This is a genomic window from Rufibacter sp. XAAS-G3-1 (genome assembly GCF_013623775.1).
Lineage (GTDB): Bacteria > Bacteroidota > Bacteroidia > Cytophagales > Hymenobacteraceae > Nibribacter.
Genome location: NZ_JABFAM010000011.1, coordinates 60436 through 79365, shown reverse-complemented (window position 1 = coordinate 79365; position 18930 = coordinate 60436). Strand labels below are relative to the sequence as shown.

16 protein-coding genes are annotated in these 18930 nt (G+C 52.0%); 7 read left to right on the top strand and 9 right to left on the bottom strand.

The features are described 5' to 3' along the window. Positions 1-734 precede the first annotated feature (734 nt). Both HHO50_RS14010 and HHO50_RS14005 read right to left on the bottom strand, forming a co-directional pair. On the bottom strand, positions 735-2243 hold the full coding sequence (locus tag HHO50_RS14010; RefSeq protein ID WP_181306689.1) for an NAD(P)H-hydrate dehydratase: 1509 nt from the start codon (positions 2241-2243) through the stop codon (positions 735-737). Positions 2244-2454: 211 nt separating this feature from the next. Further along, positions 2455-3237 carry a phosphatase PAP2 family protein gene (locus HHO50_RS14005; RefSeq protein ID WP_219921551.1) on the bottom strand — a complete coding sequence of 261 codons (783 nt, stop codon included), beginning with the start codon at positions 3235-3237 and terminating at the stop codon, positions 2455-2457. A gap of 390 nt (positions 3238-3627) precedes the next feature. Between HHO50_RS14005 and HHO50_RS14000 the strand changes: the two genes are divergently transcribed. Further along, positions 3628-5064 (top strand): thioredoxin-like domain-containing protein, encoded by a 1437-nt coding sequence (locus HHO50_RS14000; protein ID WP_181306688.1) that lies wholly within the window; start codon positions 3628-3630, stop codon positions 5062-5064. A gap of 319 nt (positions 5065-5383) precedes the next feature. On the opposite strand, the gene HHO50_RS13995 is transcribed toward HHO50_RS14000, so the two are convergent. Both HHO50_RS13995 and HHO50_RS13990 read right to left on the bottom strand, forming a co-directional pair. After that, complete coding sequence (locus HHO50_RS13995; protein WP_181306687.1) at positions 5384-5953, bottom strand: DinB family protein; 570 nt, start codon at positions 5951-5953, stop codon at positions 5384-5386. 66 nt (positions 5954-6019) lie between these two features. Beyond that, positions 6020-6571, bottom strand: a complete 552-nt coding sequence (locus HHO50_RS13990; protein WP_181306686.1) for a Crp/Fnr family transcriptional regulator — start codon at positions 6569-6571, stop codon at positions 6020-6022. 222 nt (positions 6572-6793) lie between these two features. On the opposite strand from HHO50_RS13990, the gene sdaAA reads away from it, so the two are divergent. Beyond that, the gene (gene sdaAA, locus HHO50_RS13985) at positions 6794-7699 is read left to right on the top strand and encodes an L-serine ammonia-lyase, iron-sulfur-dependent, subunit alpha (RefSeq protein WP_181306685.1); all 906 of its coding nucleotides are present in this window, start codon (positions 6794-6796) and stop codon (positions 7697-7699) included. Positions 7700-7868: 169 nt separating this feature from the next. Here sdaAA and HHO50_RS13980 read toward each other — a convergent pair whose 3' ends face one another. Both HHO50_RS13980 and HHO50_RS13975 read right to left on the bottom strand, forming a co-directional pair. After that, the gene (locus tag HHO50_RS13980) at positions 7869-8426 is read right to left on the bottom strand and encodes a hypothetical protein (RefSeq protein ID WP_181306684.1); all 558 of its coding nucleotides are present in this window, start codon (positions 8424-8426) and stop codon (positions 7869-7871) included. Positions 8427-8539: 113 nt separating this feature from the next. Beyond that, positions 8540-9736, bottom strand: a complete 1197-nt coding sequence (locus HHO50_RS13975) for a cation:proton antiporter (protein WP_181306683.1) — start codon at positions 9734-9736, stop codon at positions 8540-8542. Positions 9737-9828: 92 nt separating this feature from the next. Here HHO50_RS13975 and HHO50_RS13970 point away from each other — a divergent pair, with 92 nt between their 5' ends. Next, complete coding sequence (locus HHO50_RS13970) at positions 9829-9972, top strand: hypothetical protein (protein ID WP_181306682.1); 144 nt, start codon at positions 9829-9831, stop codon at positions 9970-9972. Between the two features lie 940 nt (positions 9973-10912). On the opposite strand, the gene HHO50_RS13965 is transcribed toward HHO50_RS13970, so the two are convergent. Continuing rightward, complete coding sequence (locus HHO50_RS13965) at positions 10913-11794, bottom strand: glycerophosphodiester phosphodiesterase family protein (RefSeq protein WP_181306681.1); 882 nt, start codon at positions 11792-11794, stop codon at positions 10913-10915. 97 nt (positions 11795-11891) lie between these two features. After that, a complete protein-coding gene (locus tag HHO50_RS13960) occupies positions 11892-12356 on the bottom strand; it encodes an Lrp/AsnC ligand binding domain-containing protein (protein ID WP_181306680.1) in 465 nt (154 codons plus the stop codon). A 162-nt stretch (positions 12357-12518) separates the two neighbouring features. Between HHO50_RS13960 and HHO50_RS13955 the strand changes: the two genes are divergently transcribed. From HHO50_RS13955 to HHO50_RS13940, 4 genes are all read left to right on the top strand, one after another. Beyond that, positions 12519-13475 carry an asparagine synthetase A gene (locus tag HHO50_RS13955; RefSeq protein ID WP_181306679.1) on the top strand — a complete coding sequence of 319 codons (957 nt, stop codon included), beginning with the start codon at positions 12519-12521 and terminating at the stop codon, positions 13473-13475. Between the two features lie 180 nt (positions 13476-13655). Beyond that, positions 13656-15542, top strand: coding sequence for a phosphoglycerate dehydrogenase (gene serA / locus HHO50_RS13950; protein ID WP_181306678.1), 1887 nt, complete (start codon positions 13656-13658; stop codon positions 15540-15542). 436 nt (positions 15543-15978) lie between these two features. Next, on the top strand, positions 15979-17055 hold the full coding sequence (locus HHO50_RS13945) for an aminotransferase class V-fold PLP-dependent enzyme (protein WP_181306677.1): 1077 nt from the start codon (positions 15979-15981) through the stop codon (positions 17053-17055). A gap of 104 nt (positions 17056-17159) precedes the next feature. Continuing rightward, complete coding sequence (locus HHO50_RS13940; RefSeq protein ID WP_181306676.1) at positions 17160-17384, top strand: hypothetical protein; 225 nt, start codon at positions 17160-17162, stop codon at positions 17382-17384. A 108-nt stretch (positions 17385-17492) separates the two neighbouring features. On the opposite strand, the gene HHO50_RS13935 is transcribed toward HHO50_RS13940, so the two are convergent. Then, positions 17493-18875, bottom strand: a complete 1383-nt coding sequence (locus HHO50_RS13935) for a LutB/LldF family L-lactate oxidation iron-sulfur protein (protein WP_181306675.1) — start codon at positions 18873-18875, stop codon at positions 17493-17495. Positions 18876-18930: the final 55 nt, after the last annotated feature.

The following is an 18930-nucleotide window of genomic DNA, read 5'->3' as shown; positions in this document are numbered from 1 at the left end:
AGGATTGTTTTAGGGCTGATTTCCTGAAAACAGGGCGAAAACAGCTTGATAAGCTATTATACTAAATCTCCGTCCCTTTTGAAGCTCCTCTGGTAGGGAAACTTTGGCTGATGTCGCTGTTCGGGAGTTCCACTCCCGAACCTGTCTGCTGCGGAGTCCCACTCTGCCGGGAGCCACGGGCAAGAGAAGGGGAGTGGAACTCCCCCAACCGAATGCTTTCGGAGTGGAACTCCGAAAGAGCGGGGATGGTGTTTTGCGCGTTTTGAGCCTGTTTTGCAGAAAACGGACTTAAAACGCACCAACCTGCTTCCCCGGCCTGTCTCCCGACAGGACGGGAGAAAAGCGGTTCAAGCTGTCCTTCACCTACCTTGGCTTGTCAGGGGGCAAGCCAAGGAAACAAACGGCCGCTCTTTTCCCTATAAGATGAGCCCAGGAGGGGTAGGTTTTGCGGAGGAGCAGGGGCTATACAGCTAGTAGAACCTTAATCCCTTCCCTTGCTGTTCGGGAGTTCCACTCCCGAACCTGTCTGCGGCGGAGCGGTTTGGTTTTCTGGAATTTTTAGAAACTAAATAGCCGCTCATTTTTCCCTACAAGATCAGCTTTGAAGGGGGACGAGATACCAGCCTGATGGTGGGCCCCAAGACGGAACGGGTGCTTCTAAGCGTCCTTTGCTATTTCTGTATAGCTCTTGCCGTTCCCGAGTTCCCGTTAGTAGTTGGTGAAAAGGCGCTTTGTTACTGCTTTGCTTTTTGAAAGGCGGCACCTAAGTATTTGTACAGGTCAGAGGCGATGAGCGAGGTTTCCCCTTCTACTTCTGCGGCCAGATCTCCGGCCAGGCCATGCAGGTAAACCCCTAGCTGGCATGTCTCCAAAGCAGCATACCCCTGGGCCCGTAATCCGGTTAGGATGCCGGTAAGCACATCGCCGGTACCACCGGTGGCCATGCCTGGGTTACCGGTGGTGTTGAAGTGAAACTCGCCGGTTGGGGTTCCTATGCAGGTGTGGGCACCCTTCAGAATCACGTAACAGGCATGCTCGGCACAGAAACTTTGCAGGAGTTGCAGGCGGTGGAAATCATCGGTGGCCGGGCCGGTGAGCCGCTCGAATTCCTTGGGGTGCGGGGTGAGGATGCTGTCTGCGGGCAAGTGCTGGCGTAGCAAACGGTCAGAGGCCAGTAGGTTAAGGGCATCGGCATCCAGCACCAAGGGCGGTAGTTTCTGCCGGAATAATGTTTCCAACGCCAATCTGGAATCCTCGGCCTGCCCCAATCCTGGGCCTATGCCAAGACATTGATACTTCGCCAGATCATCGGGGAACTGGGAGAGGTGCAGTTCGTGTGCATCTGTGAGCACCATCGCCTCGGGCACGGCCGTCTGGAGAATGCCGTAGCCAATTTTAGGCACCTGTACCGTTAATAAGCCTACTCCAGACCGCAAGGCCGCGTGGGCACTCATGGTAATGGCTCCCATCTTTCCGTAGCTTCCGCCTACCAGCAGGGCGTGCCCAAACGTGCCTTTGTGGGAGAACTTTGATCTGGGACGTAAAAGGCGTTTAATGGTGCCGGGCAGCAAGAGTTGGTACGGAGAGGCCACCTGCGCTAAAAAGTCTTGGTGCAGCCCAATAGGGAGCACGTGCCATTCCCCCGCGTAGGCTCCTGAGGAGGGTAGCAGGAAGGCAAGCTTAGGCCGTTCAAAGGTGAGGGTGATGTCTGCCTGTATACTGGTGTTCCCGGGCGCGGTTGGCGCATCTGCGAATAAGCCGGAGGGAATGTCAATGGCGACGATGGTGGCAGCCTGTTGGTTCAGGTACGTGACAAGTTGGGCATACAGCCCCTCCAGTGGTCTGGAAAGACCAGAGCCGAACAGCCCATCCAGCACGATGGCCTGCGCCGGTAACTGAAAAGTGATGTCTGCCAAGCTCTGTATTCTGGTCACGGGAATGGCTTGGGGCAAACGCTCCAGGTTCTGGGTGAAATCTCCAGAGGCATTCTGTCCTGTATCGGCCAGGAATACCTGTACGTCATACCCGTCATGGTGAAGCAGGCGGGCCGCGGCCAAGCCATCGCCGCCGTTGTTGCCGGGGCCGCAGAAGATATAGAAAGGGGGTTCAGGGGAATACTTTTGCTGTAGCCATCGCACCAAGGCGCCCGCGGCGCGCTCCATTAACGCCAGAGAAGAGAGGGGTTCGTGCGCAATGGTATAGGCATCGGCGGCGCGGGTCTGGGCGGCGGTGAGCAGTTTCATTTTTTAGTTGTTAGTTTTTAGTTGTCAGTTTTTAGTTGTCAGATTGTTGGTGATTTTAGAAGAGCGTTTATTTGGTACGGGTGGCCCGAAGCGCTGGTGTTGTTCTGTACGCTGTTTTGGGTTCGTTTTGATAAAAACAAGCAATAATCAGCCATCAACCATTTCAGCAACTAAAACTGACAACCAACAACTGACAACTGATAACCAACAACTAAAACTGCAAGCCGAAGCCCAGGCCCATTTGTCCGTTGGGCAGAACCGTGGGGGTAAGGGAGGCGTTCAGCCCTTTGTTGCGCAGGAGCCGGTCATGCAAAAAGTAAACGGTGTTCACCGACAGAATGCCAATGCCGGCCCCGGCCAGCACATCGGCCATCCAGTGTTCATTGTTCAGCACCCGCATCACGCCCGTGGCCGAGGCGATGGTGTAACTGCCCACGCTGATCCATTTGCTTTTGCCTCTGAACTCTTTGTCCACCAAAGTGGCAATAGTAAACGCGAAGGCAGTGTGGCCCGAGGGGAAAGCCCGCGGTTTTCCGTTGGGCCGCTCTTGCGCCGTCAGGATTTTGGTAGGGTAAATGACCAGGGTCGTCAGTGCCCCAGAGGCTAGCAACAGTCCGGTTTGCCTTCTTATGTCATGCTTGTTCTGGGAAGAGAACAGGTCAAAGCCGTACAACCCCACAATGGGCACAAAGAAAAGATAATCATCTAGGTTGTTGCTGAAATTGGGGAAAGCCCGGCGGGCGTCTCGGCGGGCATCATAGCTACTGTAAGGGCCGTTGTCTTTGATGGTGGCAATACCAGCCGCAATTAAAATGGCTGAAGGCAGCACCGCCCGCTTTAGGTACTTGCCCGTTTTAGGCTTTTCTGCTGCCGGTGACACCGCCGCAGGCACCGGTTGGGTGAGAAGGATATCTGGGGTAGACGTCTGGGCTACTACTCCCGTAGACAAAGAAATCCACAGGAGAGAGGTGGTCAGAAAAAGTTTGATGTTCAAGGTGGGTAGAGTTATGTAATAGCGAAAAATAAAGGTGACACATGCGTAGACAAACTACCCAGCCCGTAAACCAAGCCCTTCGGTAATGTAAGCCTACTTTTCAGAAACAAGCATAAAAACGCAACTTGCCCAGAGATAGTTTTACCCTTCTAAACCAATTGGCCCGTGCTGGATTTGCAAAAGGCTAACCACCCGTTTCAGAATACGTAAAAGAGGGCTTGCATTTTCTTCACGGCGCATAGCTGGTCATGGGTTAATTTAGCGTAGCTCCTTCAGGCCAAAGTAACACCATCTGTTTCTGGCTTAAAATTCAGGTTTCGGCTTAAAAACAGATGATGCACCGCGTACTAGTCTCCCATTAACTGACCAATTTACAAGTAAATACCACTTATGCTTACCGGCCGCGTCAATGCTCCTGAAATAAACACCCGCCACGGTTGGCTAAACACAGACCGTTCCTATTTCCTGAAAGATTTCAGAGGAAAGATTGTCTTGCTGGACTTCTGGACGTTTGGGTGCATCAACTGCCAGCACATTCTGCCAGATTTGAAGCGGCTGGAAAAGGAATACGCCCGTGAATTGGTCATCATTGGGGTGCACTCCGCTAAGTTTGACGCCGAAAAACGGCAGAACGCCATAAGGCAGGCTATTCTCAAGTTCGGGATAGAGCACCCGGTGGTGAACGATGCCGATTTTGAGGTCTGGAAACAATACGCCATCAACGCTTGGCCCACCGTTACCCTCATTGACCCCGATGGCAAAGTAGTAGGCCAGAAGCCCGGCGAAGGCATCTATGACATCATCAAACCCCACCTGGATAACCTGATAGCAACCTTCGCCGATAAGTTGAACCGGGAGCCCTTCCGCTTTAAAGCCGAACCTGCGCCAACCTCGGCCCTCAAGTTTCCCTCCAAGCTGATCTTTGACGAAGAAGGCAACCTGTACCTTTCTGACAGCGGCCACCACCGGATCTTGAAACTAGACACCACCGGGCAGTTACTGGAAATCATTGGCAGCGGCCAGCGCGGCTTCACCGATGGCTCTTTTGAAGAGGCCAGTTTCCAGGAGCCGCACGGCCTGGCGCTCCACGGATCTTTCCTGTACGTAGCTGACGCGAAGAACAATGCCATCCGAAAAGTGAACCTCCACCAGAGGCAGGTAACAACAAGTGTCGGAACGGGGGAGCTGAGCTACTATTTTTTCCATGAAGAGGTGGGCGTTCCCGTCAACCCCAACAGCCCCTGGGATCTAGCCATAGACGGAAACCAACTCTACATAGCCAGTGCCGGAAATCACCAGATCCTGCGCCTGGATCTTGAGACGGAGAAAGCGTACCGGTTTGCGGGTACCGGCCGCGAAGCCCTCGCCGACGGCACCTTTCCTGAGGCGGCCTTCAACCAACCCAGCGGCCTGGCCCTGCTGGAGCGTACGCTCTACATTGCAGACCCCGAGGCCAGCGCCGTGCGGGCCCTGCACCTAGACAAAGGCACCGTGACCACCCTCATTGGGCGGGGCCTCTTTGAGTTTGGCGACGAAGACGGCGATTTTGACGAAGCCTACCTCCAGCACTGCATGGGCATCACCGCCCACGCCGGTACCCTTTACCTAGCCGATACTTACAACGGGAAAGTCAAAGAACTTAACCTCCAGAAAAAGCGCATCCGCACCGTAGTGGCAGGACTGGAAGAGCCCAATGATGTCCACTTCCACCAGGATCTCCTCTGGATCACCAACACCAATGCCCACGAACTCTGGAAAGTAAACCTGAAAACCGGTGAGCGCGAGATAGTGACCATCAAAGGCGTTGTTGCGGGAGCAGGCAGGTAGAAAATACTGGCGCGAGACTAAAGTCTCGTGACGAGGGGTGATGCGAGTCTCCAGACTTTATTGTTGTGCGTAGAGTTAGCGGCAGCGTTCTACGCACCCTTGGGCAGCCAATCTCCTGATTGGCGTGCAATACAGACGCTCGCGGGTCTTTCAGACACTACAAGGTCATTTAAGCAGGCGGTATAGTCGTATAGACGTGGATGACCGGCAATGCGCCGTGTCGCTGCTGGGCAGCGAGGACAGTCAGGAGACTACCCATCATCTGTAGGCGCGAGTCTCCAGACTCGCGCCAGCATTTAACCCCTCCATCCCTCCTTCCTTAAATTACCAAGCCAATAGGCTGAAGAGCCTGCTCTTTCGCGCGTAGGGCTTGTTGCAGGTGGCGTTGTTGGTGCAAGACAAGGAACTCCAATGCTTCTCCCAGCCGCATCTTGAGCAACTTGAGAAACTCAACCGGAACAGACTTCTTGTTGAGGTCTGCGGTAGTGGCGGTATTTAAAAGGCGTAATAGGGTTTCCTGGTGCTGTTGAAACTCGTCCAACACGTTTGGGGTGAGCTGACTGTTGTGCGGGTTCATATGTTTCAGGGTCTTGTGTTTCTTCGTACTGCTGGGGTTTACCAAGTCTAAAGACTTTTTGCCTAGCCAGGAGTACCGTACAGGCTGCAGAGTGGGTGGTGTAGAGGTAGAGGCAAGGGTGCGTTCACAATGAGGCAGATAGAAACGGCTGTAGCGGTTCAAATGCTCCACGCATTCCAGAATGCTCCAGCCAGTGGCGTGCGGCTTGAAATTGAGGGTGGCAAGGGGCAACTCCATGAACTCAGAGCAGATAATATCTTTCTGAATCTGGGCTTGCTGGTGAAGTTGAGGGAGAAAAGTGGCTGTGTCCATGGTTGTTATCCTTTTTTGCCAAAGGTAGAAGCCACTTTCAGCTAAATCCTTGATTGAAATCAAGAATTACATGATGCGGCTCAGGGTTTCCGGGGTCATGCGCAGATAAGAGGCAATGTACTTCCTGGGCACCAACTGAAAGATGTGCGGACTTCGGCGCAGCAGCCTTTCCAAACGCTGGGCCGGATCGGGAAGCTGAAGATCCACTTCGCGTTCAATCTTTCCTGCCAAAGCCTTTTCCAACTCCAGCCGCCAGAACTTCCCTATTACAGGGCGTTTTTCCTGAATCTGGTCAAAATCAGTTTTGCTGATGGCTAGTAATTCGCTTCTCCGCAGGGATTGGATGCAGTACTGCGAAGGCGTTTGGGTGACTAATGAGGGAAAAGAAGTGAGTAAGGTATTAGGGTAAGCGAAACCCACGCAAATTTCTTCCTGCGGAGTAGGTAAATACAGCCGCAGTGTCCCGCTCTCCACAAAATACAGATATTGCTCCACCTGTCCCTGCCGTATCAGAAAATCGCCTCGGTTCACAGTATATCGCTTTTTCCAGAGAGGCAGGAAAGCCTCCACGTCATCTGGAGTGAAAAGCGGAACTTGCTGAAGTAAGGCGGCCAACATAGGTAGTTTGTTTTAGGGCTGATTTCTTAAAAATAAGTGAAAAACAGAAGAAGAACTACCGTTGGGTTTTTTCCTCTGGCCGTATACAAGAGTTGCTGCTTTCTCTTTTATTTCTCGTAATTTTAAAGACTGAACCCTTTCCAAACAGCCTTTAGACAGAGGTGAACGGGAACTTTGATGAGAAAGGCAGAAGGTTTCTGAACGTGTAGATATAAATAAACGATGGCATTACTTTTTAATGATTTCGCGAGTTGGGAGCAGCATTGCCGGGCTACGGGAGAACCGTTGTACAAAGCAGTACTGGCGTATGAGATAGAGCAGAAAGGCCGCTCTGAAGAAGAAATCTGGGACGGCCTGCAGCGGGCGTATGACGTTATGCGTGATGCCGTGAAAACCGGACTGACCCAGGACATGACGTCCCGCTCGGGCATGGTGAACAACGGAGCCAAGAAAGTAGCCGCCGCCCCGGTAACAGTTCTGTCGCCCGAGTTTCAGCAGCTTATCAGTAGAGCTTTGGGAGCCAAGGAAGTGAACTCGTGCATGGGCCGGGTGGTGGCCGCGCCAACCGCCGGGGCCTCCGGGATTCTGCCCGGCATCTTGACCACCATCCAGGACTTGCACCACTTAGAAGACCGCAAAATTCTGGAGGGCCTGTTGGTGGCTGCCGGTATTGCGCTTATCATTGAAACCAACGCTTCTCTGGCCGGAGCCGTAGGTGGTTGCCAGGCCGAGACCGGGAGCGCGGCAGCCATGGGTGCCGGAGCCATTGTGTACTGCCTGGGCGGCACCGTAGAGCAGGCGTTTGCGGGCGTAGCCATCACCATCCAGTGCATGTTGGGCTTGATCTGTGACCCCGTAGCGGGTTTGGTAGAGGTGCCCTGCATTGTGCGCAATGCCAGCGCGGCAGCCATCGCGTTTTCCAGTGCCCAGATTGCCATTGCCGGCGTAAACCCAGTCATTCCGGTAGACCAATGCGTGCTGGCGCTGGGCGAGGTAGGGCAAAGCATGGAAACCAAGTACAAAGAAACCGCCCTAGGTGGCCTCGCCAATACGCCCAGAGGCCGTGAAATAGAGAAACTGGTGCTGGTGCAGGATGTAGAGATCCTCCCAGACGAAGATAGTGAGTGAGTGAGTGAGTGAGTGAGTGAGTGACGAATCCCCGTTTAAGGTCTGTTTTCTGAAAAGCAGCCGGTAAACGGGGATTCGCATTTTTGCCTTATAGGATATTGAGGTAGGGGCAATCCCTTGTGGTTGCCCTTTTACGTTTCTCACTAGGGGCAACCACAAGGGGTTGCCCCTATGGTTTACTGTTCTGGCTGGGTGGCTGTACCGTTACAATGTTCAGGAACTGCTCGTTTTCGTCCCAACTGATCCGGTAGGGGCTTATCTTGTCCAGCGTAATCACTTCTATCTTCACAATCCGTTTAACATCGGCCAGAAAACGGCTTTCGTTGACCGGTTGCCTGTTCAGCAGAACACGCAGTTGCCGTTGGGTGGGCGGTACTTCAAAGTAGTCCAGCACGTGCTCTAAGTTCAGGAGCGGTTTCTTGCTTTTAAGCTCAATAAGCAACACCCCGTGCCGGGCCTCATAACCCATGTTGGCCAAAATGGCCGAGTCTTTATAAGCTTTCACCACCTTGATTTCCTTAGGGTCTACCACCATTGAGGCGAAGTCGGTTTTCTGGGAGCCCAGAAGCAGCAACGGTTCATGAGAACCCGTGGTGACTACGGCAAGTCGTGGCATGGGCTTAGGTCTTGCTCCGGAAGAAGGCAATAATGGATCAGACAGGAATTGGCTCCAACCCGTTACCGGACCGAGGGTAACCAATATGATAACCGCCAGTACTTTTCTCATGTAGCTAAGCTATAGATTTTTATGAAATAACGCCATCATGCGTCTGTTTCATCTGGAGAAAGCAAACATGCTCTTACGAAGCAGTTGTCTTTTTGCCGGGAACGTCCCGTCTCTCAATAATCAGGAATGTCATTCACCTTGTTTTTAGTGAGCAGGAGCCCCATCATCATAAGCAGGCTGGAGAGCAACACCACAAAGAAGAGCACACTTTCATTCATACCGGCAATGTCATATTGAGCCGGAATGCTGTAGAAGAGCAGGATGGTGATAAGCCCCCTGGGGGCGATGAAGAGTTCCGGAATAAGCGGCACCCGCGCAATGTACTGCAGGTACGTAAACCGCACCAACAGGATAATACTGAAGATGGTGAAACCCAGCACCCACACATCTAGCTGGTACAGTTCCTGTAGGTTGATGGAGAACCCGAACAGCAGGAAAAAGAAAGTCCTGATCACGAAGGCGCTCTCGCCATTAATTTGCTTCAGGTGCACAATCTCAGACTGCAGAGAGGTCAGGCTGATGTATTTGCCCAGCCGGTCTTTGATAAACAGAGCCGCATTGTTCAGCATCAGGCCAAAACACAGCACCATCAAGAGCGAAGACAGGTGCAGCTTTTTGCCCACCGAGTAAAGTAGAATGAGCAACGCAATAATCAGGAAGAATTTGATGTGGCTTTTGATCTTGTCCACAAAAAACAGCAGCACAAGGCAGCACACAATAGAAATCAGGAAAATGCTGGTGAGGTCAAGGGCTAAGGAAACAAAGGAACCAACGCCAATCTGCTCATTCTGCACCGCAAAATTGAAGGCCACAATCCCAATGATATCTGAAAACGTGGCCTCGTAGACAATGAATTCCCGCTTCTGCGGTGTTAGGTTGCTCACGCTGGGAATGGCAATAGCGCTACTGATCACCGCCAGCGGAATCGCATTCACAATGGCCACCTGGTAGGGCACCTGTAGCCAGAAGTTCACGAACCACGCAATGAGTGCCGCCGTGATGAGCAAGGTAAGGGTAGCCGTAAGCAACGTTTTTCTGATGACCGGCAGCTTGTCGCGGCTCAGTTCCAGATCCAAAGCGCCTTCCAGCACAATCAAGATCAACCCGATAATGCCAAACAACTCCAGAATGTTGCGCAGGCCAGGCAGCCTCACATTGAAATAGTTGGCTACTAGCTGCAGAAGAATGCCGGTGATGAGCAGTAAGATAACGGAAGGAATTTTGGACTTCCTGGCCAAAATGTCAAACACATAGGAGAGAACAATAAGGCTGCTAAGGATGATCAGAAAAGTATAAGCGTCTAAAATCATGCGGTAAGGGTTGGTACATAGACATACGCAGGCCAGATGTTAGAGATCGAAAAGTCTGCGGGCCTGCCCGTTCTTCTTAAATATAAGAAAGTATGCCTAGAGTTAACTGTTTTATAGGCGTAACTGTTTCCCCGGTGGTCTTCCTTGAGGTACTGAAGCGCGCCCGCCTTTTGCAGGTGGAAATGAATCTGCTCTGTTGCCTTACTTTTATCCTTTCCCTCTATGACCCGTTTTAGGGGCTTGCTTAAATTTGGGATTCGTAAGCTCAACTGGCAAAAGTAAGGTGCTGCAGCTTGGTTTCTCCCTGCTCTTGTGCACAACCATCCAGGCGAAGAACCAGCAGTAGGAAAAACTTCTTCCGGTAAAAGAAGCGGCCCCAGCGTTTAGAAGTATTTTGCCAAAAACAGCGCTAAAACAGAAGTTATTCCCCCACTGCATGATTGGTGCGCCTTTGCAGGAGATGGTGGAAAGCCAGAACCTACCCCTACCCCTCCGGAGAGGGAATCTTATAGGGAAAAATTATTTCCTTGCTGTTCGGGAGTAGAACTCCCGAACCTGCCTGCTGCGGAGTTCTACTCCGCCGGGAACCACGGGCAAAAGAAGGGGAGTAGAACTCCCCGGCAGCTTGCTTCCGGAGTGGAACTCCGAAAGAGCGGGAACCACGGGAGAGCGGGTAAGAACGGCTTGGTTTTATGGAAGTTTTAGAAACTAAATAGCCGCTCATTTTCCCTACAAGATTAGCCAAGGAGGGGAATACGCTTTTGCAGGGGAATACAGGTAATGCAACTAATTACCGTTGCAGCCCCTTCTATGGTGCGGATTTACTTCCGTGACTTAAGATTACCCGAAAAGCAAGTTGCGGAAGTAAATCCGCGCCATAGAAAAAGGGTTTTGCTCCTTTCCCCGTTTCCAGTCTTCCCTGAGCGCTTACCAGAAGCTATGCAAAGAGACGCTGCACCCACGCGAAAAGCGGACATGCCAAGGGAATAGCAAAAGGTGTGCGCCTGCTCATACCCACGCAAAAAGCAGACAACCCAGGACAACAGCAAAAGGCATTCACCTATCAATCTTCCTGAAGAACCCAGTTACAGGCAGAGGCTAAAAATAGGCCGATAGAGGATATTAGCCAACCTATGCTTCACGCCTGTTTTCCCTAAATCAGGCCAGAAACGCCGCTTATTCCCAATTGATCAGCTCCGGGTGGTTGGTCATGACACCATCGGCCCCTAGTTCAAAGAGCCGCTGAATGTTCTGGGGTTCGTCCTCCGTCCAGATAAAGGTTTTAAAGCCTTGGCTGTGCAGGAGCTTGATAAAGGCTTTGGAGGCGAAGTACCGGTGTATGTTTATGGCAGTAGCCTCTGAATAACGGTCAAAACTGCCGAATTTCAGCTCATGGTCAATGAAAATGGGCAGGAACGGAATCTTGCCTACCATCAGTTTATGGGTCTGGATCACAAAATCGGCTTTCCAGATGCGCTCCAGAATGGGGTCATGGAAAGATTGCAGCACACACCATTCCTGGGCGCGGTGTTCCTTTATGATCCGGAGAGTGTTTTCCTCTAAACCCTCATAGTAGCCTTCTGCGCCCTTTTTCAGTTCAATGAGCAGCTTCTTTTTGCCTTTCACGGCGCGCAAGACCTGCGCCAGGGTAGGAATGCGGGTGCCTGCAAAGGAAGAGTCGTGCTTGATGCCGGCATCCAGTTTCTTCAGTTGCGCCAGGGTGAGGTCTGCCACGCGGCCGGTGCCGTTGGTAGTGCGGTCAACGGTAGGGTCATGGATTACGACTACCTCGCCGTCTTTGCTCTGGTGAACGTCTATCTCAATGAAATCTGCGGAGGTGTCCAGCGCTTTCTTTACCGCGGGTAACGTGTTTTCGGGGGCCAGGCCAGAAGCGCCCCGGTGAGCAATCACACTTACTTTGCGGGCAGTCTTCTTGAGGGTAATCCCTTTCTCAGGAGTTTCAGAATCGCCGCAGGCCCATAAAAAAAGAAACAGGAAAGGCAGGGTTGCCTGCCTCATCCATTTTTGACTCTTACGGGTACCATATCTTTCGGTCATAAACGCGCTGGCCTATCTGTAGACTTCAGCGATGAAAGATAATACAGTTTTCGTTTTCGGCCAATGGCCGATGAGCGCATTTACGCATTTACAGGAATTACAGGATGTTTACCTGGCGGGTAATGCTCTCTTCCAGTGAAATAAAGGTTTCTGTGCGCTCCACGCCCTCAATGGCTTGTATTTTCTCATTCAGGACTTCGCGCAGGTGCAGGGTGTCACGGCAGATGATTTTGGCAAACATGCTCCACTGGCCGGTAGTGTAGTGCATTTCCACAATCTCGGGCACTTGCCGCATGGCGGTAACCGCCGTCTGGTACGCAGAGCCTTTCTCCAGGTAGATACCAATAAAGGCGCAAATATCATATCCTACCGCGTTGGGGTTGATGAACAGGTGCGATCCTTTGATCACGCCCAAGTCCTCCAACTTTTTCATGCGCACATGTACGGTACCCCCAGAAACCTGTAATTCCTTCGCTATGTCTGTGTAGGCTCTGGTGGCATCTAGCATGAGCATGGAAAGAATTCTTCTGTCAAGATTATCAATTTCTGAAACTTGGGCCATTTTATAGGTCTATATTTAGCAATTCAACAACAAATATATTCTCTTTTTAAAGATGTGCTAAGATACGAAAAATATATTTACGAAATTATTAAATTATAATGCCAAGTATTATATTTGTGATAACTAAATGAGATAAAGTTTAACATATTTATAAAATTTTCTATGCAAGCCGATTTGGTTGAAGAGATAGCGGTAAGTTTAGAAGCTACGCTAGCCCAGTTACAGAGCCCCTCTACCGTAGATGTGCTCCAGGTGCAGCAGGCCATTGTAAGGGCTGCCCACCAGTTTATGTTTGAGCGTGGTTTGGTGCAACTTATGCCCCTCATGCTTTCGCCCATCACAGACCCCTTGAACCACGGCGTGGTAGATGCGGCCATCTCGTATGCCGGTAGCCGCTGGAGCCTCACCAAATCCATGATTTTCCATAAGCAGTTGGCTTTGCTGAACCCCGCGTTAGAGGCCCTGTATATTGTGTCACCTAACGTTCGTTTAGAGTTTGCTGACCGTGCATTTACGGGGCGTCACCTGTTTGAGTTCACGCAGATAGACTTTGAGTTCCGAAACAAAGACGGAGCCTTTGTGCGCTCCTTCATGGAAGACCTGATTAACTACGTCTTTGCCGCCGTGAAAAGAGACGTGCCGGAGGTGGTAGCCAAGTACCGCCCCCAGTCTCTGCCGGAGTTTGGTAAACTGGACGTGTACCGCACCGAAGAACTGGAGGCGCAGTACGGCCCAGACTTTGAGCACCTCAAATCCAGGGAGGCCACCGCCCCTTTCTGGCTCCTGAACCACCGCCGCGAGTTCTATGACAAGGAAGACCCTGCGCAACCGGGCACGTACCTCAACTATGACCTCATCTGGCCCGAGGGTTTTGGCGAAGGCTTGTCTGGCGCAGAGCGCGAGAACGAGTACCACCAGATATTAAAACGCATGGGAGAAACCGGCGCCGACAAAGAAGCCTTCCAACATTACCTGCAAGTAGCCAAACAGCAAGGCTTGCCCTATTCCGCCGGGGCAGGGTTTGGCGTAGAGCGCATGGCGCGGTTTATCTGCCGCATCAAAGACATCAATGACGTGACTCCCTTCTCACGTCGTCCGGGTATGCCCGCCCTTTTTTAAGGGAAGCAGCCATTTAAAAAGCGTTTTCGGGCTGTTTTTCACAAAACAACCCGAAAACGCTTTTCATTTCCCCATATCCTCCCCAATATTAGGGCACCAATCCGGGAGGGGAGGCACAACAGTAACCAGAGGTGGCGGCAGATACATCTTCCAGGGCCTCGCAACATCATTCACACGCGTATGCACAAGCACTTCATCATTGATTTTGACAGTACCTTCACCAAGGTAGAAGCCTTGGACGAACTTTGCGCTATCTGCATCCCAGACCCCGCCAAGCGGCAAAAAGTGCTCGCCGAGATTCAACGCATCACCGACCTGGGCATGGAGGGCGAAATTCCCCTGGTAGATTCCCTGGAACAGCGGTTGGCCCTGCTCCAGGCCAACAAAGACCACATAGCCACCCTTATTGAGCACCTGCGCGGCCAGATTTCCGAGTCGTTCAAACATAACCGCGCCTTCTTTGAGGCCTTCAAAGACGATATTTACATTATCTCCAACGGGTTCAAAGAATTCATTGTGCCCATTGTGCAGGAACTGGGCGTAAAGCCCGAAAACGTGTTCGCCAACAGCTTTACCTATGACCAGGCGGGCAACATTACCGGGTTTGACCGCGCCAACGTGCTCACCCAGAACCAGGGCAAAGCCAAACAGATCAAAAGCCTGGAACTGGCCGGTGAAGTGTACGTCATTGGCGACGGCTACACCGACTGGGAAATCAAGGAAGCCGGCATCGCCGATAAATTCTACGCCTTCACCGAAAACGTGAGCCGCGACAGCGTAGTCAACAAAGCAGACCACGTAACCCCCAGCCTGGACGAATTCCTGTACGTGAACAAACTGCCCAGCGCGCTTTCTTACCCCAAAAACCGCATCAAAGTGCTGGTGCTGGAAGGCATTCATGAGCGGGCCATCAACATGTTCCGGCAGGAAGGCTACCAGGTAGAGGTCATGGCCGGGGCGCTGGAAGAAGATGAACTGTGCGCCCAACTGCATGACGTGGCCATTCTCTGCATCAGGTCTAAAACGCAGGTAACCGCCAAAGCATTGGCGCACGCCCCGCGCCTGATGGCGGTGGGCGCTTTCTGCATTGGCACCAACCAGATAGATTTGCAGACCTGTACCGAACGCGGCATTGTGGTCTTCAACGCCCCGTACAGCAACACCCGCAGCGTGGTGGAAATGGCCATTGGCGAGATTATCATGCTTTCCCGTGGCTTGGTGGAGAAAAGCAACCGCTTGCACGCAGGCGAGTGGGATAAATCGGCGAAGGGTTCTAACGAGATACGGGGCAAGAAACTGGGCATCATTGGCTACGGCAACATAGGTTCTCAGCTCTCTGTGCTGGCCGAAAGCCTTGGAATGGAAGTGTACTTCTATGACGTGGTAGACAAACTGGCCCTCGGCAACGCCAAAGTCTGTCACTCGCTGGCCGAACTGCTGGCTTTGGCAGACATTGTCACCCTGCACGTAGACGGCCGCGCCAGCAACAAGAACATCATCGGCCCGAAGGAATTTGAATTGATGAAGCCCGGCGTTTTGTTCCTGAACCTGGCCCGCGGCCACGTGGTGGACATTGAGGCCCTGGCTCAAAACATAAAAAATGGCAAAATTAGAGGCTGCGCGGTAGACGTGTTCCCGTATGAGCCCAAGAACAACCAGGAAACCTTTGAATCGGCGCTCCGCGGATTGCCGAATACGTTGCTTTCGCCGCACGTGGGCGGTAGCACCGAGGAAGCCCAGGAAAACATTGCCCAATACGTGCCGTCCAAGATGATTGACTACATCAATACCGGCGGGTCTTACAACAGCGTGAACTTCCCTAACCTACAGCTTCCGGCCCTTCGCAACGCGCACCGGCTCATCCACATTCACCGCAACGTACCGGGTATTCTGGCCAAAATCAACAACACGCTCGCCGATAACCAAATTAACATTCTGGGCCAGTACCTGAAAACGAACGAAACCATTGGCTACGTGATCACGGACGTAGATACCAAGTATGACCGTTCGGTGATTAAGCACCTGAAGCAGATCCCAGACACCATCAAATCCCGGACGCTTTATTAACCATGGCCTTCCGTGGGGGGAGATCTCACCCCGGCTCCTCTCCCGCGAAGAGGGGGGCTGATGCGTTTTGGGGCTGTTTTGCGGAAAACAGGCTTGAAACGGCACTGGCGTAGACACTCGTAGGAGCTGCGCGCACTACGAGGTCTTTGGAGCAAGCGGTATCACGGAAAATAGGCCGGAAACGTAAAAACCTGTGAGGTCTTAAAGACCTCACAGGTTTAAAACCAACTGGCGCGAGACTCCAGTCTCGTGGCAAAGGATAAAGCGAGTCTCCAGACTCACCGGGAACGGTCAGGTTAATCATTGCTCCCAGATGTGGCGCCTATTAGTTAGTAAGATAGTTTAAGAGCTGTTTTTGGCCTGTTTCTACCAGAATAGGTTAAAAACAGCTTCTTTCATTCTCGCAATCATTCAACCATTCAATCAACAAAGGAAAATGGCTTCTGTATATTTCACTCCCGGCCCGGCGCAACTGTATCCTACGGTGGCGGGGCATTTGCAAACTGGCTTAGACAAACAGGTGTTTTCGCAGTCGCACCGGAGCCAGGCGTTCAAAGATCTGTACCGGCGGGCAGATGCGGGGCTACGGGCCTTGTTTCAGTTGCCCGCAGACTACGCCATCTACTTTACCGGTTCGGCCACCGAGATCTGGGAACGGAGCCTGCAAAGCTTGACGGCCCAGAACAGTTTCCATCTGGTGAACGGCTCTTTCTCCAAGAAGTATTATGACCATGCCAAAGGTCTGGGGCGTGATGCGCAAATGCTGCAGATGCCGTTTGGCCAGGGTTTCAACTTAGCGGACGTGCAGGTGCCCAGCGGAACGGAATTGCTGACCATCACCCAAAACGAGACCAGTTCTGGGGTTTGTGTGCCAGTGGCAGATATCCATGGACTGCGCCAAAAGTTTTCAGAACCCCTTCTTTCCGTGGATATGGTGTCTGGCGCACCGTATGCCGCGTTGGATTTCTCTAAAATAGACACCGCTTTTCTATCGGTGCAGAAAGGGTTCGGCTTGCCGGCCGGGTTGGGCGTGTGGCTGGTGAACGAACGCTGCCGCGAGAAAGCGGCCAGCCTGGAAGGCCGGCAGTACACCGGCGGGCACCACAGTATTGCCTCTTTGCAGGAGCAGTTCCAGCAGTTCCAGACGCCTAGTACGCCCAACGTGTTGGCTATTTATCTGCTCACCCACGTGGTGGAAGACATGCTCGCCAAAGGCGTAGGGGTAATCAGGCAGGAAACAGATGCGAAGGCGCAGCGGGTATATGCTTTTCTGGAGGAAAGTGCGCTGTTTGCACCGTTTGTGCAGGAGAAAGCCCACCGTTCGCCCACGGTGATAGTCGCCGATGTGCTGGATAAACCAGCCGCAGACGTTATTTCCCACCTGAAAAGCCAGGGTTTGGTGGTAGGAAGCGGATACGGAGCGTGCAAAGAAAAGCAGATTAGAATAGCCAATTTCCCGGCCATTTCTGAACAGGAGATGGAAATTCTACTGAAAGCCTTGCGTAGATTCTAGAAGTCTCAAACTATAATAGCAGCTAAGTGCAAAAAATAATTTGTTTAATTTAAATAAAGCCTATACCTTAGGAGTATGTAGTTGTTAACTATAAACAAACTAATATGCTTCTTATGAAAAGATTTTTACTCTCTGTATTGTTCTGCGCTTTCGCGGTATCCTTCTCTCCGGTGGCCATGGCTTCTTCAGGTAGTGAATTGGCCATGGAAAATTTGCCGTTCCTGACTAAGAAGAAAAAAGGTTCTAAAGCGAAGTACAAGCATAGTAAGCGGAACGAAACCCATGTGAAGAAGAGCGTTAGCCGCAAAAAAAGGAAGTCTGTTTACTAAGGCCCTTTAGGCAAAGGCAACTGCGCTGCCTGTAAACAATAATAACTAGAGTAGCTGTTCTTAAAGCGCACAAAAGAGCTTTCTGCATACAGAAGGCTTTTTTGTGCGCTAATCGTTTTTGCGTTGTTTTCGCCACATTTCATTGAAAGACAGCGGGGCGGCTTTGAGTGGTTCGCGACGTTTGCTCCAGGTTTCTTTCTGCACGTGTCCCAGCACGAAATTTTTAACCGAGGCAGGCGCAAAGTTCAGGAGTCGGCGGTGCTGCATGCCCTTCGCCCAGAACTTAAAGGCTAGTTTCTCATTCTTGTCTACCAGCCCTTCCTCCACGCTTTGCTTGCGATTTAACAGGAGCAGGTTGTGCAGGTTGATCTTGACCGGGCACACGCTGGTGCAGGCTCCGCACAGAGAACTGGCGTAACTTAAATGCTTGTGCTCTTCCATGCCCGCCAGGTGCGGCGTAATCACCGAGCCAATTGGTCCGCTATAGGTGGTTTCATAGGTATGGCCGCCAATGTTCTTATACACGGGGCACACGTTGAGGCAAGCCCCACACCTGATGCAGTTCAAGGCTTCGCGCTGCTCGGGTTGGGCCAGCAAGTTGGTGCGGCCGTTGTCCAGTAACACCACGTACATTTCCTCTGGGCCGTCTTTCTCGGTAGGTTGGCGGGGGCCGGTGAGAATGGTGTTGTAGATGGTCACGTTCTGGCCGGTACCGCTGGTGCTGAGCAAAGGCCAGAACAGATCCAGATCCAGCATGGACGGAATCAGCTTCTCTATGCCCACTATAGCAATGTGCGTTTTAGGGAAAGTGGTGGAAAGACGGGCATTCCCCTCGTTCTCTGTAACGGCAATCCCGCCAATATCCGCAATGAGGAAGTTCGCTCCGCTGATGCCTACCTCGGCCTGAGTATATTTTTCGCGGAGAAGTTTGCGGGCGGTGAGCACCAGTTGCTGGGCGTCATCGGTGCGCGGAATGCCCAGTTTTTTGGTAAACAGCTCTGAAATGTCTTTTTTTGACATGTGCATGGCCGGGGTGACAATGTGGTAGGGGCGCTGACCGGCCAACTGCACAATGTATTCGCCCAAATCGGTTTCTAGGGTTTCCACACCGTTCTTTTCCAGGAATTCGTTGAGGTGGATTTCCTCCGTACTCATGGACTTGGACTTCACCACCGATTTGGCACGCTTGCGCTTCATGATGGTGCCAATCTCCCGCAGGGCTTCCTCAGCGTTCTGCGCCCAGATGACTTTTCCGCCCCGTTTGGTGAAATTGTTCTCAAACTCCACCAGGTACTTGTCCAGGTTGTTAATAGTTTGGGTTTTGAGGAAAGAGGCCCGCTCCCGCGCCAGTTCATGGTGCTCATAGGCGGCCATGCCGTTCTGCACGGCGGCGTTGTACTTGCCAATGTTGAAGCGGATCTTCTGGCGGTGTTCCAGGTCAAAGGCCTTATCTTCTGCATCTAGCAGAAATTGCTTTAATTTTATGCTCAAGTTCTTATTTGAATTAGTCTTTCAGGCATCGGCTTCAGCCGATACAATGGTGCTT